General features: G+C 56.8%; 16 protein-coding genes and 1 pseudogene. 14 read left to right on the plus strand and 3 right to left on the minus strand.

The genetic code is table 11. The annotated features are described in order from the left end of the window. Position 1 precedes the first annotated feature (1 nt). A complete protein-coding gene (locus HMPREF2857_RS09930; RefSeq protein WP_016423046.1) occupies positions 2 to 520 on the minus strand; it encodes an RDD family protein in 519 nt (172 codons plus the stop codon). 404 nt (positions 521 to 924) lie between these two features. Here HMPREF2857_RS09930 and glnA point away from each other — a divergent pair, with 404 nt between their 5' ends. The 6 genes from glnA (at position 925) to HMPREF2857_RS09960 (ending at position 7,663) form a co-directional block, all read left to right on the plus strand. Continuing rightward, positions 925 to 2,361 (plus strand): type I glutamate--ammonia ligase, encoded by a 1,437-nt coding sequence (gene glnA / locus HMPREF2857_RS09935; protein WP_048732575.1) that lies wholly within the window; start codon positions 925 to 927, stop codon positions 2,359 to 2,361. Between the two features lie 1,224 nt (positions 2,362 to 3,585). Next, positions 3,586 to 4,815 (plus strand): hypothetical protein, encoded by a 1,230-nt coding sequence (locus HMPREF2857_RS09940; RefSeq protein WP_141739576.1) that lies wholly within the window; start codon positions 3,586 to 3,588, stop codon positions 4,813 to 4,815. 276 nt (positions 4,816 to 5,091) lie between these two features. Continuing rightward, positions 5,092 to 5,889: a TIGR02391 family protein gene (locus HMPREF2857_RS09945; RefSeq protein WP_070438598.1), complete on the plus strand. Its 798-nt coding sequence runs from the start codon at positions 5,092 to 5,094 to the stop codon at positions 5,887 to 5,889. 267 nt (positions 5,890 to 6,156) lie between these two features. Then, a complete protein-coding gene (locus HMPREF2857_RS09950; RefSeq protein WP_048732581.1) occupies positions 6,157 to 6,351 on the plus strand; it encodes a PspC domain-containing protein in 195 nt (64 codons plus the stop codon). Positions 6,352 to 6,403: 52 nt separating this feature from the next. Continuing rightward, positions 6,404 to 6,694: a PspC domain-containing protein gene (locus HMPREF2857_RS09955; RefSeq protein WP_070438601.1), complete on the plus strand. Its 291-nt coding sequence runs from the start codon at positions 6,404 to 6,406 to the stop codon at positions 6,692 to 6,694. 309 nt (positions 6,695 to 7,003) lie between these two features. Next, entirely contained in the window at positions 7,004 to 7,663 is a 660-nt protein-coding gene (locus HMPREF2857_RS09960; RefSeq protein WP_048732586.1) for a hypothetical protein, read from the plus strand. A gap of 83 nt (positions 7,664 to 7,746) precedes the next feature. On the opposite strand, the gene HMPREF2857_RS09965 is transcribed toward HMPREF2857_RS09960, so the two are convergent. Together HMPREF2857_RS09965 and HMPREF2857_RS09970 are read right to left on the minus strand one after the other, a co-directional pair. Continuing rightward, positions 7,747 to 8,364 (minus strand): DNA-3-methyladenine glycosylase I, encoded by a 618-nt coding sequence (locus HMPREF2857_RS09965; RefSeq protein WP_049189582.1) that lies wholly within the window; start codon positions 8,362 to 8,364, stop codon positions 7,747 to 7,749. A gap of 52 nt (positions 8,365 to 8,416) precedes the next feature. Then, the gene (locus HMPREF2857_RS09970; protein ID WP_048732590.1) at positions 8,417 to 9,334 is read right to left on the minus strand and encodes a 2-dehydropantoate 2-reductase; all 918 of its coding nucleotides are present in this window, start codon (positions 9,332 to 9,334) and stop codon (positions 8,417 to 8,419) included. Between the two features lie 261 nt (positions 9,335 to 9,595). Here HMPREF2857_RS09970 and HMPREF2857_RS09975 point away from each other — a divergent pair, with 261 nt between their 5' ends. The 8 genes and pseudogenes from HMPREF2857_RS09975 (at position 9,596) to HMPREF2857_RS10005 (ending at position 21,443) form a co-directional block, all read left to right on the plus strand. Then, complete coding sequence (locus tag HMPREF2857_RS09975) at positions 9,596 to 11,716, plus strand: glucose PTS transporter subunit IIA (protein ID WP_049189584.1); 2,121 nt, start codon at positions 9,596 to 9,598, stop codon at positions 11,714 to 11,716. A gap of 65 nt (positions 11,717 to 11,781) precedes the next feature. Next, positions 11,782 to 12,597: pseudogene (locus tag HMPREF2857_RS11340) on the plus strand (PRD domain-containing protein); the annotation flags it as partial. A 162-nt stretch (positions 12,598 to 12,759) separates the two neighbouring features. Next, entirely contained in the window at positions 12,760 to 13,026 is a 267-nt protein-coding gene (locus HMPREF2857_RS11345) for an HPr family phosphocarrier protein (RefSeq protein WP_224433282.1), read from the plus strand. Between the two features lie 88 nt (positions 13,027 to 13,114). Further along, positions 13,115 to 14,806, plus strand: a complete 1,692-nt coding sequence (ptsP, locus tag HMPREF2857_RS09985) for a phosphoenolpyruvate--protein phosphotransferase (RefSeq protein ID WP_016423057.1) — start codon at positions 13,115 to 13,117, stop codon at positions 14,804 to 14,806. Positions 14,807 to 15,273: 467 nt separating this feature from the next. After that, on the plus strand, positions 15,274 to 16,677 hold the full coding sequence (brnQ, locus tag HMPREF2857_RS09990) for a branched-chain amino acid transport system II carrier protein (protein WP_049170188.1): 1,404 nt from the start codon (positions 15,274 to 15,276) through the stop codon (positions 16,675 to 16,677). Positions 16,678 to 16,757: 80 nt separating this feature from the next. Continuing rightward, complete coding sequence (locus HMPREF2857_RS09995; protein WP_070438613.1) at positions 16,758 to 18,002, plus strand: dicarboxylate/amino acid:cation symporter; 1,245 nt, start codon at positions 16,758 to 16,760, stop codon at positions 18,000 to 18,002. 123 nt (positions 18,003 to 18,125) lie between these two features. After that, positions 18,126 to 19,574 carry a threonine synthase gene (thrC, locus tag HMPREF2857_RS10000; protein ID WP_070644082.1) on the plus strand — a complete coding sequence of 483 codons (1,449 nt, stop codon included), beginning with the start codon at positions 18,126 to 18,128 and terminating at the stop codon, positions 19,572 to 19,574. Positions 19,575 to 19,709: 135 nt separating this feature from the next. Then, positions 19,710 to 21,443, plus strand: a complete 1,734-nt coding sequence (locus HMPREF2857_RS10005) for a thiamine pyrophosphate-binding protein (protein ID WP_246819693.1) — start codon at positions 19,710 to 19,712, stop codon at positions 21,441 to 21,443. Positions 21,444 to 21,456: the final 13 nt, after the last annotated feature.

The following is a 21,456-nucleotide window of genomic DNA, read 5'->3' on the forward strand; positions in this document are numbered from 1 at the left end:
GCTAACCCAAAATGACGGCCGTGCCAGTGGCACGGTCGTGCATGCCGCGCATATCCGAGTCGGTGATTGCTGGCGGCAGCAAGAAAAGAGTAAGCAAGCTGCGGAAGAAGGCACGAACAAAGCCAACTCGCTCGCCGGGCTTGTCCACGCGAGCGACACCCATCTTCATCATCCACTGGCCCGGAGTGCGGGCGAACAGCCAAACCGACACCGTGCCAATAATGAGGAAGACAACTGGCGAATAGGTCGCAAGGAATGACTGCCAGGCGATAAACGAATCCCCGAACTGGTCAATCTGCGCCTCGCTCGGGCCGAAGAACATCGAAAAAGCGCCGGCAATCATCAAGGAAATAATCCAGTCAATGAGAATGCCGCCGACGCGACGCATCAACGTCGCTTGCGATCCTGGGCCATCGGGGGCAAGACCCAATGCCTGGCCGGGATAGTCCGAGAGCTTGTCCGGATTATCGAACTCTCCCGGAATCTGAGGGCCATCTAGCCAACTGTGCTTTTCTTCCATGGGTTCATAGTCTAATGCAGCAATCCGGCTATCAAATCACGGGCTGGGACAGCCATTCAGCGCGTGCGGGGGTAATCCGGGGGCGATGTTGCGTCGCCTTTTCCATTTTCTTATCAGCATGGGAGCTAAAGGCTCGTCGTAAAGCGTGCGTAAAGCGAATGCGCAGGGTATTGCCTCGTTTCCATAAACAGATAACCCGCTCCCTATTTGCGTAACCCATTCCGTATTGGCGAATTTCTCACGCGCCATGCCAGAAATTCGTGGTTCTAATTCCAGAATGAATGCGTGGTTCGTTAAGCTTGAAGGCGTCAACCGGCCAGTCCTTGACAGCGCGGCAGGTGCACGAAACAGCGTGCAAGAATTCCCTGCTGCGTACTAAACAAGGCCAACTAAGGAGACCGCACATGTCCTTCAAAACTCCCGAGGAAGTAGTCGCGTATATCAAGGAAGAGGGCGTCGAGTTCGTAGACGTCCGCTTCACGGATGTTCCCGGCATCGAGCAGCACTTCACCATCCCGGCATCCGCATTTGACGAGGACGCGATGGCCGAAGGCCTGGCATTCGACGGTTCCTCGATTCGTGGTTTCACTTCCATCGACGAGTCCGACATGGCACTGCTGCCCGACCTGAGCACCGCGCGCATTGACCCGTTCCGCAAGGCAAAGACTCTGAACGTCAAGTTCTTCGTCCACGATCCGTTTACCCTCGAGCCGTTCTCCCGCGACCCGCGTAACGTCGCGAAGAAGGCGGAGGAATACCTCATCTCTACCGGCATCGCCGACACCTGCTTCTTCGGCGCTGAGGCGGAGTTTTACATCTTCGACAACGTCAAGTTCGAGACCGACACCAACCGCGGCTTCTACGAAGTTGATTCCATCGAAGGCTGGTGGAACCGCGGCAAGGACCAGAACCCGGACGGCTCTGCAAACCTGGGTTACAAGACCCGTCTGAAGGGCGGCTACTTCCCTACCGCTCCGTACGACCACTACCAGGACCTGCGCGACAAGATGTGCCTGAAGCTCGCTGACGCCGGCTTCGACCTGGAGCGCGCCCACCACGAGGTCGGCACTGGTGGCCAGCAGGAGATCAACTACAAGTTCAACACGATGTTGCACGCTGCAGACGACCTGCAGACCTTCAAGTACATCATCAAGAACACCGCCTGGGAAGAGGGCAAGTCCGTCACCTTTATGCCGAAGCCGCTGGCTGGCGACAACGGCTCGGGCATGCACGCTCACCAGTCGCTATGGAAGGACGGCAAGCCGCTGTTCCACGATGAGGCCGGTTACGCAGGCCTGTCGGACATCGCTCGCTGGTACATCGGCGGCATCCTGCACCACGCAGGTGCGGTACTGGCCTTCACCAACCCGACCCTGAACTCCTACCACCGCCTGGTCAAGGGCTTCGAGGCTCCGATCAACCTGGTCTACTCGCAGCGCAATCGCTCTGCCGCTGTTCGCATTCCGATCACCGGCTCCAACCCGAAGGCAAAGCGCATCGAGTTCCGCGCCCCGGACCCGTCGGGCAACCCGTACCTTGGCTTCGCTGCCATGATGATGGCCGGACTGGACGGCGTGAAGAACCGCATCGAGCCGCACGCTCCGGTCGACAAGGATCTCTACGAGCTCCCGCCGGAGGAAGCTGCCGACATCCCGCAGGCTCCGACCTCTCTCGAGGCCGCACTCGAGGCCCTGCGCAATGACCACGAGTTCCTGCTCGAGGGCGATGTCTTCACCGAGGACCTCATCCAGACCTACATCGACTACAAGTACGAAAACGAGATCGAGCCGGTTCGCCTGCGCCCGACTCCGCAGGAATACGAAATGTACTACGACTGCTAAAGTTTTCGCTTCACGACGGCCACAGCAAGCAGCACCCATTGCTCCTAGTGGCCGCCTAGCTGCTTGAAGTCAATAGCCAAAACCGTCTGACCACAGTAAATGTGGCCAGGCGGTTTTTCGTTGCGGCCATGCTGGCTGCGGGTGCCTGGGCCCTCATACGCGCGCGTATGTGAGCACGAATTTGTGCGCGGTTGCGGGCCACTTCCCTGAACAGGGCCATACACCACCACAAAAGGGCCGCGACTCCTGCACGAGTAGAGTTGCACACTCTCCGCCCCAGTCTTATCGATGCAGTATTCACTTGTCGATGCGCTATAGCGTGGCCATAAGTGAACAGCGCATCGACAAGTGACAGGGTGGGGAGGATACCGTGCGCATAAGTGCCGGAAAGTCGTCGATAAGTGATGAAAAATCGTCGATAAGTGAAGGAAAATCATCGATAGTGCCAGAAAACTGGCCATAAGTGCGAGGGGCGCTAGGGACAACACGAGGGACGGATGCGAGGGACACCGCAAGGGGGCGGACACCAAGAGCGGATGGGGCATGCTGCGAAGGTAGAATGCCAGGCAATCACGCCCGTTGAACCAGAAATGTGTCGCAACTTAATGACATGTGACAAAGTTCATAAACGTTGATGCGTGGGAGGATAATTCACTCATCTGTAATCGTTCTCAAAAAGTATCAATTGTGCATGTCGAAGTAGTTATTACGGGCAACTTATTGACGGAAATTGGGCTCTGTCGCTGTGACCGTCGTAAAGCAGAAATGGCGTGATGAAAACTGCGTAAACGCCCCCTACGCTGTGGTTTTTCCGTATGGTGGTACGACATACCCCTCGGAAATGGCGCCTCGAGAGCCCGCGCCGAGGCGTTTTGATTGATTCTGGAGAGCATGCATCTGGAATTTCTTAGCTTCGCTCCAGAAGGCTGTCAATTGGATTAAGAACGAGTTCCCACAGCTTGAAGAGGTCCGTATCGTCGAGACCGAAGAAGAGGCCATCCGCGACTTCTCACATCCGTGCCAGTGAAGCACTCATATGCTCTCTTGGCAGGGGCTTTCTCGTCCCCGGAGGATAATCAAAGTCGCCCACTCTATACACGCTCGGGCCACGCCATTTTCTGTAATCAAGCGCGCTGTGTGTTCCAGATCCCCGCGCACTTATGCGCCTTATACTCGGGTGAAAGTGCTACAGAATCGGAAGAGAAATTGGCTAAATTTAAGTCCTTGTCGAAGACGACCATTCCAGACTTAACCATCATCGCAGGTGTCGGCTCCCTCGGTGGGAGTCCGTCTGAAGTAAGTGACGATCTCAGGTTGATTCGATCAGGCCTCCTGTACGCAGACCACATTTCAGTTCTTTCGCTGGGAACTACCCTTTTGCATCAATTCTTGAGGCTCAATGACTTGGACGACACCATGCTCATTGCATTTTTCTTCAACCAAATGTTTGAGGCTGGTGCTCTGTCTGCCGAACAAATGGAACAGTTTGAACGTGTGTTTGACGTGTTGGAGCAAATCGAAAGCCAAAAAGAAAGTGTGAATAGAAAAACTTGGAGGAAGGGGCCCCAATTCGCTGAACAGCGCAAAGTGTGGAATCAACTTCATCCAATTCTTCGTGAAATGACCGAAGGCGTTCGTAGAAACTTCAACGACATGTGGAAGTCCGCGGGTGGCGAAGAAATCGACGCTGCCGAAAAAGCGGGCATCCTGACATTTGATGACGAATGGACGAACGAGCTTTATCAACTGTTCGAGTCTGACAACCTAAAAACCAAAGCGGAATTTCTTGCAAAATCCCTCAACACATCGGGTTCAGCGATCCTTATGGACCCCATGATGCACGATTTATACAAAGCAATGCACAACGAGGGGCATCTAAACATTCCCAAGTTCAGGAAGGACAACATCAGAACCACCAAGCTGGGAACTCAAATGACTATCTCTCTGCCAAACCTGTCGGAGGCACCAGTGCCCGTCATTCTCGACGTGCGAAATCAAATTGAACCTCGCCTTCATCAGTACCGACAAAGCGTGAAGAGTCTGAATACAAAGCTCCACGAAGAGATTTTCAGCGAAAACCTTGATGAAGAAATCGAACAACTGTGGTTCGACGATGTTTTACCGCATGTGCAGGAGCTGGAAATGGCGGTTTACGACAGTAGACTAGGTGCCGTCAAAGATGGAGTCATCGCAGCTTCCAAGGGGGCTGCGGGACTCGCTGCAAATGGTGCGTTGATGTTCACAGTCGCAAACATTGAACAATTGACAAGTTCACCACTCATGCAGGGCGCTAGTCTCCTTGGCAGTGCAGTAGCAGGACTCCCTCTTACCAAGAAGGGGATGGATTCTGGGATAAAGAGCTTCCAGGAACGACAAAACCGGAAGAAGGAAGCCAAAAAAGACGGCCTCTTCTATTTAGCCAATATTAACCGGGTTGGTGCCAATTTAAACTAGGTTGATTCTTGTCCTTCAAGTTAGCCATCGCAAGGGGCTTCGATTCAGTTTGGCGATGAGCGATCTAACGTGGCACAGGCCGCGGAAGACGGCCTTGAGTTCCGTAGCGGGTCGCAGATTAGGCTACGACTGGCTTGGGGCGATGCCCCACCGCGGGGTAGCAAACTTGATGCTACGGGGTAGGTTCCTGGAGGGGCTGCGCAGGTAGAGGTCAGAGAGTTTACTGCCCCCTGCGCCCACCCTCGCCAACCCCCACGCCTCCTAAACTTGTCTCCCATGACCACTAACTCTTTCCCTCCCGCGACACTCACCGCACTAGCCAAGGCCATTGGACACACTGAGCACGGACTCACGGGTAGTGAAATCGGACATCTACTCCAACAGCTCAACATGTTCGACCCCGGTGAAATCACGAAGTGGAAACGCCTGGAAGCCTCTTTTACCCACTCCCAAAACACCCGAAGAAACGCTGACCGCATAGTCACGTTTCTCACTCATGCTTTCGACCCCGCCCGCTACGTGAGTGACCCGGAACTGTTCGACACGCGACGCAGACTCGTTCGCCCCGTACTCGTGCTCCACGGCCTCAAAGTAGGCGCCTCTGGCAAGGTTGTGCGGACCAAGGGCGCGTCGTCGCTGTCGGACGTACAGCGGCTAACTAATACCGTGCGCGAAGAACTCACCCGTCGCGGCACCCACGAAAAAGTCCTCGCCCACTGCGAGGAGGAGATTCTTCGCCACGGATTTCTACACGCGATCCTGGAAGCGTCAAAGTCCGTCTTCCAGCGACTACGGGACATGGTGGGACTCGACTGTGACGGTGCCGAACTGGCCGAGAAGGCATTGTCCGTCAAGAGCGGGGTGCTCGCCATCAATGGCCTCAGCAACCCCACCGAGCGCAACGAGCAGACAGGGCTATGCACCCTCGTCACCGCGATAGGTGGCCTGTACCGCAACCCTGCCGCCCACCAACCGAGGCTCAACCGAACCGTCACCGAAACGGAATTGTACGAGGCGCTTTCGCTGCTGTCGTATGTTCACCGACGACTCGACGACGCTGTTCCACGGGACTGACGGGAGGCTTGGATGGTGGTGGCGTGGGAATTGGCGACAAGGTTTCTTGGGAAATGCTGACCTGCGGATTTACGTTCGTTCAGGTCAGGGAGTTGTTCAGATGTGCCCGCGCCCAGTAAAACTCGCTTGACGACGCCCACACCACTACCCCACCTAACCGTATTGCGGTAGCGGTGTTTTTAGCTGGGACACGCTGTTTTTAGTCGACACATTTAGTAGAGCTAGCACCACTGCGAACTAAACGAATCGGGGCTAACCTTGATAAGTATGAACAACAAGTCACTGACCCGTTCCACCAATAACAAAATGGTTGCAGGTGTGCTCGGTGGATTCGCTGAGTATTTCAACTGGGATGCGACTTTGCTGCGCGTTATATTTGTCGCGTCTTTCCTGATGCCTGGTCCGCAGTTTCTTCTCTACCTCGCAGCATGGATTATCATGCCGAAGGAAACTTACGTATAAGCGCGGTCGACCGAAAAATGCCTAAATAGCCATACCTTGGAGTTTTTATCTAATGAGCGACGCCGCTCCCGAAAAGTCCACCAAGAAAATTTACCGCTCGCGTAATGACCGCCTCCTCGGTGGCGTCCTCGCAGGAATCGCGGAAAGCCAAGGCTGGGATATCACTTTCACACGAATGGTCTACATCATCCTTCCCTGCGTTGGATCGATGCTTGGCTGGAAGATTGGCGCTGGATTCCTAGCTCTTTACCTCTTAGCCTGGTTCGTCCTGCCAGATGGCGAGTACACGCTTGACGACGATGCCCGCGGCTCCAACCACGCAGAGAAAGAAAATAAGCAATAAACGTCAAGCTTAATAAGATTGATACCTTTCCGTTACTCGCAACGCCCTCACCAGCACTATTCCAATTTCGCAATCACGCAAATTCGGTAACAAATAGAGCATAGAGTGCACAGACTCGCGCCATTTGACTTGCACAGGCCCCAGAATTACCTAGTGTTCTTTCTGTACGGCTTTGAAGCCACACCATCTTCGAATGTCCGATATTCAAAAGAATTGTCAATTTCTCTTTGAATTTAATTCGGACAAATAGTGGAAGATGCCAATAATTGAATAGGTAACTTAGTTAGCTCTCAAGAAAGTGGTTTTGAAATGCAGAACAAGAAGATGACCCGTATCGCTACCGCAATCGTTGGCTCCGCCGCCCTACTCGGCGGCCTGGCTGCATGTTCTTCCGATGATGCACAGGATGCTGCTAACAACGCCAAGGATCAGGCTGGCCAGGTAGCAACCGACGCCACTGATAAGGCTGGCGACGCTATGGACGGCGCTAAGGACAAGGCCGGCGACGCAGCTGATGGCGCTAAGGACAAGGCTGGCGAGGCTGCTGATGGCGCTAAGGACAAGGCCGGCGAGGCTATGAACGGTCTGGGTCTGGGCGACGCTGCTGGCGAGGATGTGGCAGAGGCTGACCTGCCTGAGTCCATCACCGAGGCAGCTTCTTCCTTCACCTCCCCGTACGATGCTGAGGCTGGCGAGTTCAAGTCCGCTAAGAAGGTCGGCGACGCAGTTGCCGCTGAATACGAGAACGTCACCTTCGTTGAGTCCCCGGAGACCAACGGTGCACAGCCGCTGATCGGTAAGATTCGCGAGACCTGGGTTGCCAACGGTGCACTGGAAAACGAGATTGGTCTGCCGACCGCACCGGAGTCGGAGATTGAAAACGGCTGGGAGCAGCCGTTCACTAAGGACACCATGAAGTGGACCTCTGAGGACGGCCAGAACTACTCCGACTCCTACGAGAACAAGTAGTTCTACACGAACCGAAAGATTTTGAGCGTGCCGGGTGGCACGCTCTTTTTCTTTCCCCCTAGCTAGTTAAATCCCCCTTTCCCCTAGCCAAAAACGCCAGAGGCACCGCGCCGATGTGCGCCAACAATGTTGATATCGACAATCCCCACGGCAGCCATTGATGCAAAGACCGTGGTGGGGCCTACGAACTTAAAACCAGCTTTCTTCAATGCCTTGGCAAGCGCCTTGGACTCCTCGGAGTAGCTGGGCACCTCTTCGATTGAACGTGGCTCGGGAGACTTCTCCGGTTTAAACGACCACATCAACTCGGCTAAGCCGCCGTTTTCACGCAGAGCAATCGTCGCCGCGGCGTTATTGATTACCGCGGTAATCTTCCTGTGATTCCGAATGATTCGTTCATCATTCATCAATCTTTCGACATCTTCGTCATCGAAATCAGCAACCGCATCGGGGTCGAAGTTCGCGAAGGCTTCCTGAAACGCGGGCCGCTTCTTCAGCACTGTCTCCCACGACAACCCCGCCTGAAATACCTCCAGGCTGAGCCGTTCGAATAGTCCTTGCTCATCGCGCACCGGCATCCCCCACTCGGTGTCGTAGTACTCTCTCAGCAGCTCACTGTGAGCGGCCCATGCCGGTCGAGCCAATCCATCCTCACCGATGATGAGCCCATTGTTTTCCGTGTAGTCCGATCCAATTTTCATCAGTCTTTCCAATCCCCCAATTCCGGTTTGACTTAGCTGAGCACCGCAGCTCTTAATTCTTATGCTTGTGTTGACGCCCAACCAGAGCGCCATACACCAGATCCAGCGTCGGCGTTTCCACTTTCGCCTTCTGCCCCATCCGGCGGATTGCGCCAATCTGGGCATCGAGCTCATTGGTAAGTCCCGCGGTGTAGTCGCGCTGCATCGACGAGGTGTTGTCGTACCCTTGATCATCAGTAAAGGCCAAGGTCCGCGACACGATGTCCTCTGGCAGCGCAACGCCGCAGGCTCGACCGACTGCCTCGGTTTCTTCAAACATCCGCGTCAAGCTGTCGCGCATTTCCGAACGCAAGTAACCAATCGGACTATCAGCCAGGGCACCTAGGGCACCGAGGTTAGCCACGAACATCGCTTTTGCCCAGATATCGACCCAGATATCCGGGAGCTGTTCGCCACCGAGCCCAGCCATGTGCAATGCCTCGATAACTGCCCCGACCAGGTCATTAGTGGAGTCATCGAATGTGCCGATGTTCAGGCTCATCGGTCCTGGTCGGAAGGTGACTTCTGCCGGGCCAGTGTGGATAAAGAAACCGCGGATAACACCCGGGAACACCTTGTCCTCACCGAACCGCCCCGCTGCCAAATAAGGGATTTCCACCGAGTTATGGGTGGTCACCACTGCTGCACCAGCCGGAACTTGCGGGAAAGGATCGTTGCCCGGCAGCGCCTTGGTTGCCGCAATCACAACATCGACGTCGACGCCATCGGCAGTGAGTTCACCCCAATTGTCGGCTGCTTTGACGGGGATAATGCTGCGTTCCCCGTGCTCGTCGATAAGCGTGAGCCCCACCTCACGAAGACGTGTCAGGGTCTCGCCGCGGGCGAGAAAGACGACATCATAACCCGCTTGCACGAGGCGACCGCCAAACCAGCCGCCGACAGCTCCTACACCTAAAACTCCAATCCTCATAGCTGCCACCTTACGACTTCCGCACTGAGCGCGAAATAGGTTGCATGCGGTTGTCCACAGGCAATCCAGGCTATCCCCAAATGTGAAATTTGAGCTTGATTTACTACCTTGTCAAAACTATGTAAAGCGGAGTAGGGTCGAAGTTAATAGATATCAACCCAGGGTTGTTACTCTTTTGAGGCAAGACCTGAGGCCCACAGTTTGTGGCGCCTCGGGTCTTTTTGCGTTTAACGGCCCTGCTTACTGTGAAGGAAGGTCACGATGGGGTCGTCAAAAGATTCCAGCGCGAGGGCAATAGTTGAAAACCTCGGTGGACCCGGAAACATCACAAGCATGACGCACTGTGCGACGCGTCTGCGTTTTGAACTCGGTGATGTCTCCAAGATCAACGAGGACAAGATTGACAAGGTGCCGGGCGTACTCGGTGTCGTTCACCAGGGCGATAACCGCTACCAGGTCATCTGTGGCGGTGGCGTCGAATCGATGTACACGGCAATTAAGCATCTACCGGAAATGAAGGGCGCCGGCGCAGTCGCCACTAAGTCCGACGCAGACGTTAAGGCAGAAGCTCGCTCGAAGGCACGCGGCAAGTACTCCTGGTTGGACAACTTCTTCGAGTACCTCTCGGATTCCTTCCGCCCAATCCTGGGCGTGCTGTTGGGTGCATCGCTGATTATCGCGATTGCGGCTGTACTCGACGGCCTGAACATCGTCGACTTCCGCGCTGAGGATAAGTCCGCCACCTGGATTTTCGTCGATGCCATGTGGCGCAGCGTCTTCTACTTCCTGCCAATCATGGTCGCCTACAACGCAGCGAAGAAGCTGCGGGTAGATCCATGGCTGGGCGCAGCCATCATGGCTGCCCTAATGACGCCGGAGTTTATGAGTCTGCAGGATACCGATCGCTTCTCGGACACCATCAAGACAGTCAACGAGGAACTCGGTACCGAAACTTTCACCGCCAACATCTTCGGCCTGCCAATGCAGCTCAATGACTACGGCGGACAGGTCTTTGTACCGCTGATCATGGTCGCCATCCTGGCAGTGGTCTACCACGGTTTGAAGAAGATCTTCCCGGAGAATGTGCAGATGGTCTTCGTGCCGTTTATCTCCATGCTGATCATGATTCCGCTAACGGCCTTCCTCATCGGCCCGCTGGGCATCTGGCTTGGTAACGGCATCGGCTCCGGCCTGGCATGGATGAACTCGAACGCACCGTTTGTGTTCGCAATTCTCATCCCGATGCTCTACCCGTTCCTCGTACCGCTTGGCCTGCACTGGCCACTGAATGCGCTGATGCTGGTCAATATCCAGACTCTCGGCTACGACTTCATCCAAGGCCCGATGGGTGCCTGGAACTTCGCCTGCTTCGGAGCAACTGCCGGTGTGCTGGTTCTTTCCATGCGCGACCACGACACTCAGATGCGCCAAACTGCAACGGGTGCACTCGCTGCCGGTCTCTTCGGTGGTATCTCCGAGCCGTCCCTCTACGGTATTCACCTGCGCTTCAAGCGGATTTACCCGCGCATGCTGCTCGGCTGTTTCGCCGGCGGTCTGACTATCGCCATCCTGTCGGCTCCGTTCGGTGGTGTGACAACCAACGCCTTCGTCTTCACCTCCCTCATCACCACTGTCGTGTTCAAACCGATGTGGGTCTACCTGATTTCCGTCGCCGTGGCATTCTTCGTCGCCATGTTCGCCATCATTCTCACCGACTACCGCACGCCGGAAGAGAAGGCTGAGGCCGAGGCCGCACGCGCCGCAGAGCTTGACGACGAACCCAGCGACGCCACCCCACACGCTGCCACCAGTGGCTCCGATTCGGCTCCAGCTGAGGCTTCCGGTGACGCTGGTACCAACGCCGAGGCTGCCGCACCGGCTGCTGCGGCAGCTGGCGCCGGTGGTGTCGCAACTGCCGTTGATACCAAGCCTGTACAGGTGCAGGCCCCGGTTGCCGGTGAGGTTGTCAGCCTTGCCGAGGCCGGCGACGCGGTCTTTGCCTCCGGTGCTCTCGGTGACGGTGTCGGTATCAAGCCGACCAGTTCTACCGTGGTCGCACCCGTATCGGGCACGTTGATGACTGTGGCAAAGACCGGTCACGCCTTCGGTATTAAGACCGATGACGGTGTAGAGGTACTCGTCCACGTCGGTATCGACACGGTCAAGATGGCCGGTGAAGGCTTCGATGTCCAGGTTTCCAAGAAGCAGCACGTCGAGGCCGGCGATGTACTTGCCGAGGTCGATTTCGACAAGGTCAAGGAAGCTGGTTACCCAACCACGACACTGATGACCATCACCAATACCAAGAAGCTGACCAAGGTTTCCCCGGTCACCGGCATCTCCGTCCAAGCCGGCGACACGGTCATCGAAGTTCAGCCATAATTGATTTCTAGAAGGCATACCGGCCTGAAATCCCTCAACTTATGGAGGAGTTCACGGTTACCGACATGGAAATCCTGAGAGTATTCAATAACAACGTGGTCCTGGCCAAGGACGCGACCGGCGAGAAAATCATCACCGGCCGCGGCATTGGCTTCAAGGCCCGCCCGGGGCAGCCGGTTGATTCGAGCAAAGTTGTTCGCATCTTTGTCCCAGCGGAAGGCCGTGATCCGGACCATATTGCCACGATGCTCACAGAAATTCCGCTGGCTCACATGACTCTTGTGACCGATGCGGTAACCGCAGCCGGCCTGCCGGAATCGATGACGAAGAACGCTTCCCTCCTTGTGGCGTTGGCCGATCACATTGGTTTCGCCATCATGAGGGCAGCTAACGGGCAGCGAGCAGATTACCCGCTGCTCGCGGAAGTCAGCCAACTTTATAGTGAAGAATACGCGCAGGCGCAGGCGATTTTGTCGCATATCAATCGCGCTCTCAATGACCGTCGTATAGCACCATTGCCCCGTTCCGAAGCAGTGGCTATTACGTTGCACCTGGTCAACGCCGGGTTTGCCACGGGTGATTTGAGCTTCACCTACACCATGACGGGCGTCCTGCAGCAGCTGCTCACAATCATTGAAAGTGATTTTGGCATCACGCTGGAGCCAGAGACTGTCAATGTGGGGCGCTTCATCACACACCTGCGCTACCTGTTCGTCCGGATTGCCAAGCATGAGCAGTTGAAAGATCACTCCTCCGCTATTGGCCAGGCCATCCGTGACTCCGCCCCAGAGGCGTTTCGCTGCGCACAGCGTATTTCCGCAGTCATTGAACTGCGTCTGGGGTCGGGGTTGACGGAAGACGAAGTTTCCTACCTCACCCTGCACATTGCACGCATTGTGCAGGCAGCGGCTGTATCTCCCACCGCCTCCAGGGCTTCCCGGAGCGTGCGCGACGTTGATGACAAGCAAGCACCAGCGGTGAGGTGTACAGGCACTGTGCCTGAGTCAGAAAATTTCACATATTCGACCCGAAAGGATTCAACCATGATTACTCGTACCGCTACCATCGGTTCCTCCGTAGGCCTGCACGCTCGCCCGGCTTCCCTGTTCACTCAGGCTGCTGCTGAGTACGACTACGACATTGTCATTTCCCTTGACGACGAAGAGGCCGATGCCGCCTCGATCCTGGAGGTCATGACCCTCGGCGCTAAGCACGGCGACGAAGTCACGCTGAGCTGCGAGGACGACTCCGCAGCTGCAGCTCTGGACGAGCTTGCAGCCATGCTCGAGCGCGACCTTGATGCCGAGTAAGCCCAGCTAGAACGCTCCTGGATAACACCACGGCACACCACGACCGACGAGTATCCCCGCAGAGGTCCCGAAAAGGAGATCGGAAGCAATGAACGAGCAGCACACTGTCATCTATGGCATCGGTGTCTCGACCGGTACGGCCAGCGCTGAAGTAGTAAAGGTACTCCCCGCCCCGGGAGTTGATACTCAAGAACCGTCGTCGACCGATCCCGTCGCCGATGGTGAGCGCGTCCGCGAAGCGATGGCCAACGTCGCAGAGTCGCTGAAGAAGCAGGCTGAGCACTCCAGCCCGCAGGCACGTCCGATTCTGGAGGCCACTGCGCAACTGGCTTCCGATAGGGCGCTCGCCAAGGCCGTGGTGAAGAAACTCAAGGCAGGCTCCGGCGTCACCCAGGCCGTTCACGATGCCGTTGAGGACTACGCGCAGCTCCTAACCAGTCTCGGTGGCTACATGGCTGAACGTGTCACCGACCTCTACGATGTTCGCGACCGCACAATTTGCGAGCTGCGTGGCCTGCCAAAACCGGGCGTCCCGGATGTCTCCACCCCAACTATTCTGCTTGCCGACGATCTCGCGCCCGCCGAAACCGTGGGTCTTGACCCCGAGTTGGTCGTAGGCATTGCCACCGCTGGTGGCGGGCCGACCAGTCACACGGCTATCCTCGCAGCACAGCTGGGCATTCCAGCCGTCGTTAAGGCGAAGGGCGTCATGGAACTCGAGGCCGGAACCTTCGTCGCCATTGACGGCGGCGCCGGTGAGGTGATTGCGAATCCGACCGCCGATGAGGTCGCCGCGTTGGAAGAGCGCGCTCGACGCCGGGAAGCAGCCCTAGCGCAGTCTGTGGGCGCAGGCAAGACCGCTGATGGTTACCCGGTGAATCTGCTGGCCAACATTGGTACCGCGGAAGATGGTGAGTCTGCGGCAGCGCAGGATAATGAGGGCACCGGCCTGTTCCGTACTGAGTTCCTTTTCCTCGACCGCGACAAGGCTCCGAGTTTGGAAGAACAAACGGAAACCTACACTCGTGTGCTGAAGGCATTCGGTGAGCGACGCGTGGTTGTGCGCACGCTGGATGCGGGTGCGGATAAGCCGCTGAGCTTTGCCGACCTAGGCGAGGAAGAAAACCCGGCGCTGGGTCGCCGCGGACTGCGCCTGTCGCAGGCTCGGGAAGATTTGCTGGATACGCAGCTGGATGCACTCGCCGCTGCGTTTGACGCCACCGGGCGCAAGGCTGACCTACGGGTTATGGCTCCGATGATCGCAACGGTCGAAGAAACAAAGTGGTTTGCGGACAAAGCGCGTGAGCGTGGCCTGCCGAAGGTCGGCATCATGATTGAGGTCCCCGCAGCAGCGATTCGTGCGAAGCAGCTGCTGTCCATTGTGGACTTTGCCTCCATTGGTACTAACGACTTGTCGCAGTACACTATGGCGGCCGACCGTATGCAGGGGGCTCTGGCGGATCTCCTATCTCCATGGCAGCCGGCTGTGCTGCAAATGATTAAGTCCGCATGCAAGGGCGGCAATGCTACCGGCAAGCCCATTAGTGTCTGCGGTGAAGCCGGCGGTGACCCGCTGCTGGCACTGGTCCTGGTGGGCCTCGGCGTGAGCTCGCTGTCCATGGCTTCCAAGAAGGTGCCGGCCGTCCGCGCCGCTCTCCGCCTCCACGACCGCGCTACCTGCCAGCAGATGGCAGCATACGCTGTCGATGCCGAAACTGCGGCCGATGCGAAGGCCGCAGTGACCGCGCTGGTGGATCCGAAGGTGAAGGATCTGCTGTAGAGCGACGGAATTAGCACTAAGCCTGGCGTACACACGCTGTCAGCGTAAACGTGTGCGCCAGGCTCTTTCTCTTATGTTCGCTGCCCCATCACAGGCAGCAAATTTTCTGGGAAATTTCTTGATTTTCCCTCTCTCGAACGCCCCATTAGGATAAATAGAGTGCCTTCGTCGGCACCACCAACGCCGTCGAAGCCCCTTAATAATTCAAATAAAGACGGATCATACAAGCCGCAACTTAATTCACGCATCAGGCTCCACCCAGCCCGTGAAAATTCACAATTTCACATTAAGAGTGTCAGTTTTCGACATCGTGGCCTTTCATCTACATGGGCACACGAACTGCAATTGCGCTGCTGTAACGGGCGTTTGCGCCACCGCAGCACCGGCAACAATGGCATCGCCACAGCAGCTTGCAGCATCGCCCTTGACCTTACGGGCGACACTAATTTAGAAAGAACACAATTCTCATGACCAAGTCGAGCGGAGTGGAGTCCCCGAAGTCTTTCGCTTCCATTATCGTTGTTACAGCTCTCATGCTGTTTTCGATGTTCTTCGGCGCGGGCAACCTCATCTTCCCGCCGAAGCTCGGAGTGGATTCCGGTACCAATTTTGGCCCCTCAATCACCGGCTTTTTGCTCACCGGTGTGGCGTTGCCAGTTCTGGCCATCATCGCTATCGCCATTTCAGGCAACAACCTGCGTGACCTAGCGTTCCGCGCGGGCCGCATCTTTTCCTTGGGCTTCCCGGTAATCGCATACCTTTCCATCGGTGCTTTCTACGCTCTGCCGCGTACCGGTGCCGTGTCGTACGAAACCGGTGTCCAGCCGATTTTCGGCAGTGATTCACTGGCCGTCGCTGCGGCCTTCTACTTTGTTTTCTTCGGTATCGCCTTAGCACTTGCGTGGAATCCGAATGAAATTGTGTCCAAACTGGGCAAGATTCTCACCCCGGCTTTGCTGATTCTCTTGGTTGTATTGGTTGGAATGTCGGCATTCAAATTCGATGCCGCTCCGGCTGCGCCAATTGAGAAGTACTCCTCTACCCCATTTGCCTCCGGCCTGGTCGAGGGCTACCTCACCATGGACTCCATCGCCGGCCTGGCATTCGGCATTATTGTGATTTCCGCCCTGCGCGTCAGCGGTGTCCCAGAAGGCAAGCGCATGGTTCGCGGAACCATGACCGCAGGACTGTTCGCCGGCATTTTGCTCGCCATCATCTACTTGGGTCTGGGCTATGTCGGCCAGGTGCTGCCGAATGCCGCCTCCTTCGATAACGGCTCGGGCATTCTCGCAGAGGCTTCCAAGCTGGCCATGGGCCAGGTCGGACAGATTGTCTTCGGCCTCATCGTTCTGCTCGCATGTATGACCACGGCTGTCGGCCTAATTGCCGCCACCAGTGAGTTCTTCAACCTGCTGCTTCCGGGCATCAGTTACAAGGCCTGGGCCATTATCTTCACGGTCATGTCCTTCGTAATGGCAACACAGGGGCTGTCTCAGGTACTGGCGATTGCCGCGCCGATCATCACCTTTATTTACCCGCCGGCTATCACTCTGATTGCACTGACTCTTCTCGACCCGGTCATTTCCTACTCCTTCAAGCTGCATTACACCTACCGCCTGGGCGTCTGGGTTGCCACCATCTGGTCGGGTATCTCAGTACTCTCCGGTTTGGGTGTCGGTGGTTCTGCTTTGGCGGACTTCCTCAGTCTCGTACCTGGTCAGACCATCGAGTTCGGATGGTTCCTGCCGACTCTGGCAGCGACGGTGATCGGATACGCAATTGACGTCGTCACGCGAAAGCAGCGCGCAAATCGCCCGGCGAGTGTGCTTGCCGACGAGACCGTTGCAGAAGAGGTAGCCGAAAAGGCGTAAAACCACACCCGGTTATTTGCGTTGCATAACGTAAATACCGCACGCTAGAGAAGTAAATTCCATCCGAACAAGGATTGACTATGAGTACCCGAATGCGTTTTACGCAAACGCTCCTTTTCCGCGTTATTGTCGCGATTATTCTGGGCATTGTCTGCAGCTTTTTCTTCCCGGACTGGCTGGCTCGAATTTTTGTCACTTTCAATGGCCTCTTTGGTAACTTCCTGGGCTTCTTTATCCCGGTGCTGATTTTTGCCCTCATCACGCCGGCGATTGCTAGCCTGGGCCGCGGCGCCGGAAAGTGGCTGGGTATTACCACTGCTATCGCCTACGGCTCGACGGTGTTTTCGGGTCTATTGGCCTACGCCGCCACCCAGGGGCTCTACCCTTGGCTGCTCGGCGCTGATCAGGCCGGCACATCGGTGGATATTGATGAGGGCGCGCTGGAGAGCTTCTTCAATGTAGAGATGCCACCACCGTTTGACGTCATGACCGCCCTGCTGCTGGCTTTCACGGTCGGTGTGGCGATGACCACCGTGAAGTCGGACTCGCTCTACCGCGGTGCGACGCAGCTGCGCGACGTGATTATGAAGATCATCTCGGCATTTATCATCCCACTGCTGCCGATTTACATCTTCGGCATGTTCCTGTCTATGGGCATGAACGGCAACCTGACCACGACGCTGTCGATGTTCTTCAAGGTGCTGCTGCTGGCAGTCATCGGCACCGTGCTCCTGTTGGCAATCCAGTTCTCCATCGCTGGCGCCATCGCTGGCCGCAGCCCGTGGACGTCCCTGAAGAACATGCTGCCGGCTTACGCCACCGCACTCGGTACCTCCTCCTCGGCCGCTACCATTCCGGTGACTTACAAGGCCGCGCTGAAGAATGGTGTCTCGGAGAAGGTCGCAGGCTTTACCGTGCCGCTGTGCGCGACCATTCACCTGGCCGGTTCGATGATGAAGATCACCCTGTTCGCGTTTGCTGTGATGTTTATGGCGGACAAGCCGCTTTCGCCGGGCATGGCCATCGGCTTCATTCTCACTTTGGGTATCACCATGATCGCGGCTCCGGGCGTTCCGGGTGGCGCAATTATGGCCGCGGTCGGAGTGCTGCAGTCCATGCTCGGCTTCGATCAGGAGCAGGTCGCTTTGATGATTGCCGCCTACATCGCCATCGACTCCTTCGGTACCGCATGTAATGTCACTGGTGACGGTGCAATTGCCATGATTGTTAACCGCTTTGCCAAGGATGATGTCATCGACCGTTCCGAAGAGCTCAGCTTCGACGCTGAAGAGGCCAATTCCGCATCTTCCACAACCGAGGCCTAACTGGCTTCGGTGCATATGTAAAAATTAAAGAAAACATCCACCGGTCAACCCCGTCGCAATCTTTCAAAAGGCCTTCTTATGGGCCGATGCGGCGGGTGTTGGCATACATGTAAGGGGCCCGCCTTGGACTTCATTTCGACTCGCGACCCAGAGCGCACGCCGCACAAGTTCTCAGACATTCTCCTGGGAGGTCTCGCTAACGACGGTGGCCTCTACCTGCCGGTCGAGTACCCACAGGTTGACGATGCCACTTTGATGCGTTGGCGCTCCGTGCTTGTCGACGACGGTTACGCAGCCTTGGCTGCAGAGGTCGTCAGCCTTTTTGTGGACGACATTCCACTGGAGGATTTGCGCGGTATCTGTGCACGGGCGTACACCTACCCGAAGTTCTCCGATCCGGATATTGTGCCGGTGACGAAGCTGGAAGATCAGCTCTACATCGGTCACTTGTCCATGGGCCCCACAGCGGCATTCAAGGATATGGCGATGCAGCTGCTCGGTGAGTTCTTCGAGTATGAGCTGGCTCGTCGTGGCGAGACCCTGAACATCCTCGGCGCCACCTCTGGTGACACGGGTTCCTCGGCCGAGTATGCAATGCGCGGCCGTGAGGGAATCAGCGTGTTCATGCTAACTCCGGCTGGTCGAATGACCGCCTTCCAGCAGGCTCAGATGTTTGGTCTGCAGGATGCCAACATTCACAACGTCGCCCTCGACGGTGTCTTCGACGATTGCCAGGACATCGTTAAGGCGGTCTCCGGTGACTTGGAGTACAAGGCCAGCCGCCACATTGGCGCAGTCAACTCCATCAACTGGGCTCGCCTGATGGCTCAGATCGTGTACTACGTCTCCTCGTGGATTCGTGTCACTGGCGGCAACGGTGCTGAGGCGAACAACGCGCAGAAGGTCAGCTTCAGTGTGCCGACCGGCAACTTCGGTGATATTTGCGCCGGTCATATTGCGCGCCAGATGGGTGTGCCAATTGACCGCCTGATTGTGGCTACCAATGAAAACGATGTCTTGGATGAGTTCTTCCGCACGGGTGCCTACCGCGTGCGCAGCGCTGCGGAGACGCAGGCTACCTCTTCCCCATCGATGGATATCTCCCGCGCGTCTAACTTCGAGCGTTTCATCTTCGATCTGCTGGGACGCGATGCTGAGCGCACTGCAGACCTCTTTGGTGTCAAGGTCAAGGAGGGCGGCTTCTCGCTTACTGCTGATCCAATCTTCCCAGAGGCTTCTGCCCAGTACGGTTTCCTCTCCGGTCGCTCGACTCACGCTGACCGCGTCGAGACCATCAAGGACTGCTGGGAGCGCCTAGAGGTCATGGTCGATCCGCACACCGCTGACGGTATTCACGTCGCCCGCGGCCTGGTAGACCAGGTATCCACCCCAATCGTCTGCCTGGAGACCGCCCTGCCGGTAAAGTTCTCCGAGACCATCCTGGAGGCCACCGGACGCGAGCCGGATTGCCCGGAGCGTTTCGCGGACATCATGAATGCCCCGCGCCGCGTTACCGAGCTGCCGAATGATGTCGATGTGGTGAAGAAGTTCATCGACGACAACGTGGCTTAAAACCGGGCATAGCCCAACGTCACCCCCATCCGCGCAGCAGCGATGTGGAATAGTGCCCTCTTTTTTAAGGGCAAACGGCATTATCTTGGGCTATAGGGCTGTTATTACCCCCGTGATTACCTCACAATTGTTCACATGAGTTTCACTCGAGTTAATAGCCGTCCTATGCCCCACGCGCCCGCATCTTCCCCGCAGGAAGGTTCCCAAAAGACGACCACGGTCTCGCGGGCGCTGGCCGACACACTGGCCCAGCACTGCGACCACTGCTTCGGTCTCATCGGCAACGCGAACTCCCACTTCACGTCAGCCCTTACTGAATCGGGATTCGGCTACTCCTCCGTCCGACACGAATCGGCTGCTGTCGGGGCCGCCGATGCCTTCCACCGCGCAGGCGGTGGGCTTGCTATCGCGACCGCCACTTGCGGCGCAGGATTCACCAATGCGCTAACCACTCTGGCCGAGGCTCGGGTAGCCCGTATTCCGCTGATTTTTGTCGTCGGCACGCACCCGGAACGCCCACGTCCCTTTGACCTCAATCAAGCGGCGCTCCTCGACGCCCTCGACGTCTGTCATCGCACCGTTACTCCCGAGTCCGCGCTTGACGACGCAAACTTTGCGGTCCAGCACGCACTGAGCTCTCGGCAGCCTGTCGTACTGCTGCTCCCCTATGACATCCAAGAAGCACCGATAACGGCATCTGCGTCTGAAACACAGTCGACTAATCAGGAGCATCTGCACACCGGCCGACCAGAATGGTTGGAGTCAACTGTCGCGTCGCTGGCCGAGGAACTGCAGACTGCCCGTCGCCCACTCATTATTGCTGGTAGAGGTGTGTTGCTCTCTGGTACCGCAGATCTAGTCCGCCGCATCGGGGACGGTGCGGGGGCACTGTTTATGCACTCAGCGATGGCTCGTCATGTGCTTTCCAGTCCGTGGCAGATTGGCACCGTGGGCGGTTTTGCGCATGCGTGGCAGGTGGAGCTAGCTCGACAGGCCGATGTGGTGCTGTTCCTGGGAGCAAGCTTCAACGCTTTCCAAAACCGTGGCGGCAACATGTTTGCACCGGACGCGAAGATTATCCAGGTTGTCGACGAGCCCCATCCCGCTGCTCAGCCGTCGGTGACACCGCTATTGGCTAAGTTGGAGGAACTTCTGCCCGTACTGGCAGAGCAGCTGGAGAAGCCCCGGGCGTCGTCAAGCACATGGCGTGCAGAGTTGAAGACACTGCCGACGACAGCGGAGGTCGAGTCGCTGACGTGCGCGGATGGCCGGTTGGATCCGCGGGCGTGCCTGCAGTATCTGAATCGTATCCTGCCCAATCAGCGCGCTGTGTGTACTGACGGTGGCCATTTCCTGGGGTGGGTTCCGAAATTTCTCGATGTGCCTGGTCCGCAGCAGCAAGTGATTGTGGGCACGGCGATTCAGTCAATTGGTTTGGGCATGGGGTCACTTGTCGGCCTCGCGGCGGCACGCCCCAAGGACTATTGCGTGCTAGTCGCCGGTGACGGTGGCGGCACGATGGGTATTGCGGATTTACCTGCAGCGATTGAGCAGCTGCGGCGTGGTCGTGGCGGTTGCGTGGTGTTCATTAACGATGCTGCCTATGGCGCGGAGCTGCACCAGTTTGGCGATGTCGGGTTGGACACCTCGTCCATGGAGATTGCCGACTACGACTTCGCCGCAGTCGGACGTGCCTATGGCGCTCACGGTTTCAGTGTCGGCAAACCTGAGGACTTTGCCCAACTCGACGCCTACTTCCATGACGTTTCCAACTCCGATGAGGCTTCCGTTGCCGTAATTGATTTCAAGGTCTCACGGCTGGTGGTCGCGGACTTCGTGAAGGAAGTTCTGGCTAAGGCACAAAGGTAGTTTGCCGCAGGCA

This window comes from Corynebacterium sp. HMSC076C10 (assembly GCF_001812455.1).
In the GTDB taxonomy this organism is placed as follows: Bacteria; Actinomycetota; Actinomycetes; order Mycobacteriales; family Mycobacteriaceae; genus Corynebacterium; species Corynebacterium jeikeium_D.

What these genes read in the sequence shown, in the direction of transcription:
- HMPREF2857_RS09930 (WP_016423046.1), bottom strand. Translation starts at nt 520, where the DNA reads ATGGAAGAAAAGCACAGTTGGCTAGATGGCCCTCAGATTCCGGGAGAG.
- HMPREF2857_RS09950 (WP_048732581.1), top strand. Translation starts at nt 6,157, where the DNA reads ATGAACAACAAGTCACTGACCCGTTCCACCAATAACAAAATGGTTGCA.
- HMPREF2857_RS10005 (WP_246819693.1), top strand. Translation starts at nt 19,710, where the DNA reads ATGAGTTTCACTCGAGTTAATAGCCGTCCTATGCCCCACGCGCCCGCA.
- HMPREF2857_RS09975 (WP_049189584.1), top strand. Translation starts at nt 9,596, where the DNA reads ATGGGGTCGTCAAAAGATTCCAGCGCGAGGGCAATAGTTGAAAACCTC.
- HMPREF2857_RS09970 (WP_048732590.1), bottom strand. Translation starts at nt 9,334, where the DNA reads ATGAGGATTGGAGTTTTAGGTGTAGGAGCTGTCGGCGGCTGGTTTGGC.
- ptsP (WP_016423057.1), top strand. Translation starts at nt 13,115, where the DNA reads ATGAACGAGCAGCACACTGTCATCTATGGCATCGGTGTCTCGACCGGT.
- HMPREF2857_RS11345 (WP_224433282.1), top strand. Translation starts at nt 12,760, where the DNA reads ATGATTACTCGTACCGCTACCATCGGTTCCTCCGTAGGCCTGCACGCT.
- HMPREF2857_RS09955 (WP_070438601.1), top strand. Translation starts at nt 6,404, where the DNA reads ATGAGCGACGCCGCTCCCGAAAAGTCCACCAAGAAAATTTACCGCTCG.
- brnQ (WP_049170188.1), top strand. Translation starts at nt 15,274, where the DNA reads ATGACCAAGTCGAGCGGAGTGGAGTCCCCGAAGTCTTTCGCTTCCATT.
- HMPREF2857_RS09945 (WP_070438598.1), top strand. Translation starts at nt 5,092, where the DNA reads ATGACCACTAACTCTTTCCCTCCCGCGACACTCACCGCACTAGCCAAG.
- HMPREF2857_RS09995 (WP_070438613.1), top strand. Translation starts at nt 16,758, where the DNA reads ATGAGTACCCGAATGCGTTTTACGCAAACGCTCCTTTTCCGCGTTATT.
- glnA (WP_048732575.1), top strand. Translation starts at nt 925, where the DNA reads ATGTCCTTCAAAACTCCCGAGGAAGTAGTCGCGTATATCAAGGAAGAG.
- HMPREF2857_RS09965 (WP_049189582.1), bottom strand. Translation starts at nt 8,364, where the DNA reads ATGAAAATTGGATCGGACTACACGGAAAACAATGGGCTCATCATCGGT.
- HMPREF2857_RS09960 (WP_048732586.1), top strand. Translation starts at nt 7,004, where the DNA reads ATGCAGAACAAGAAGATGACCCGTATCGCTACCGCAATCGTTGGCTCC.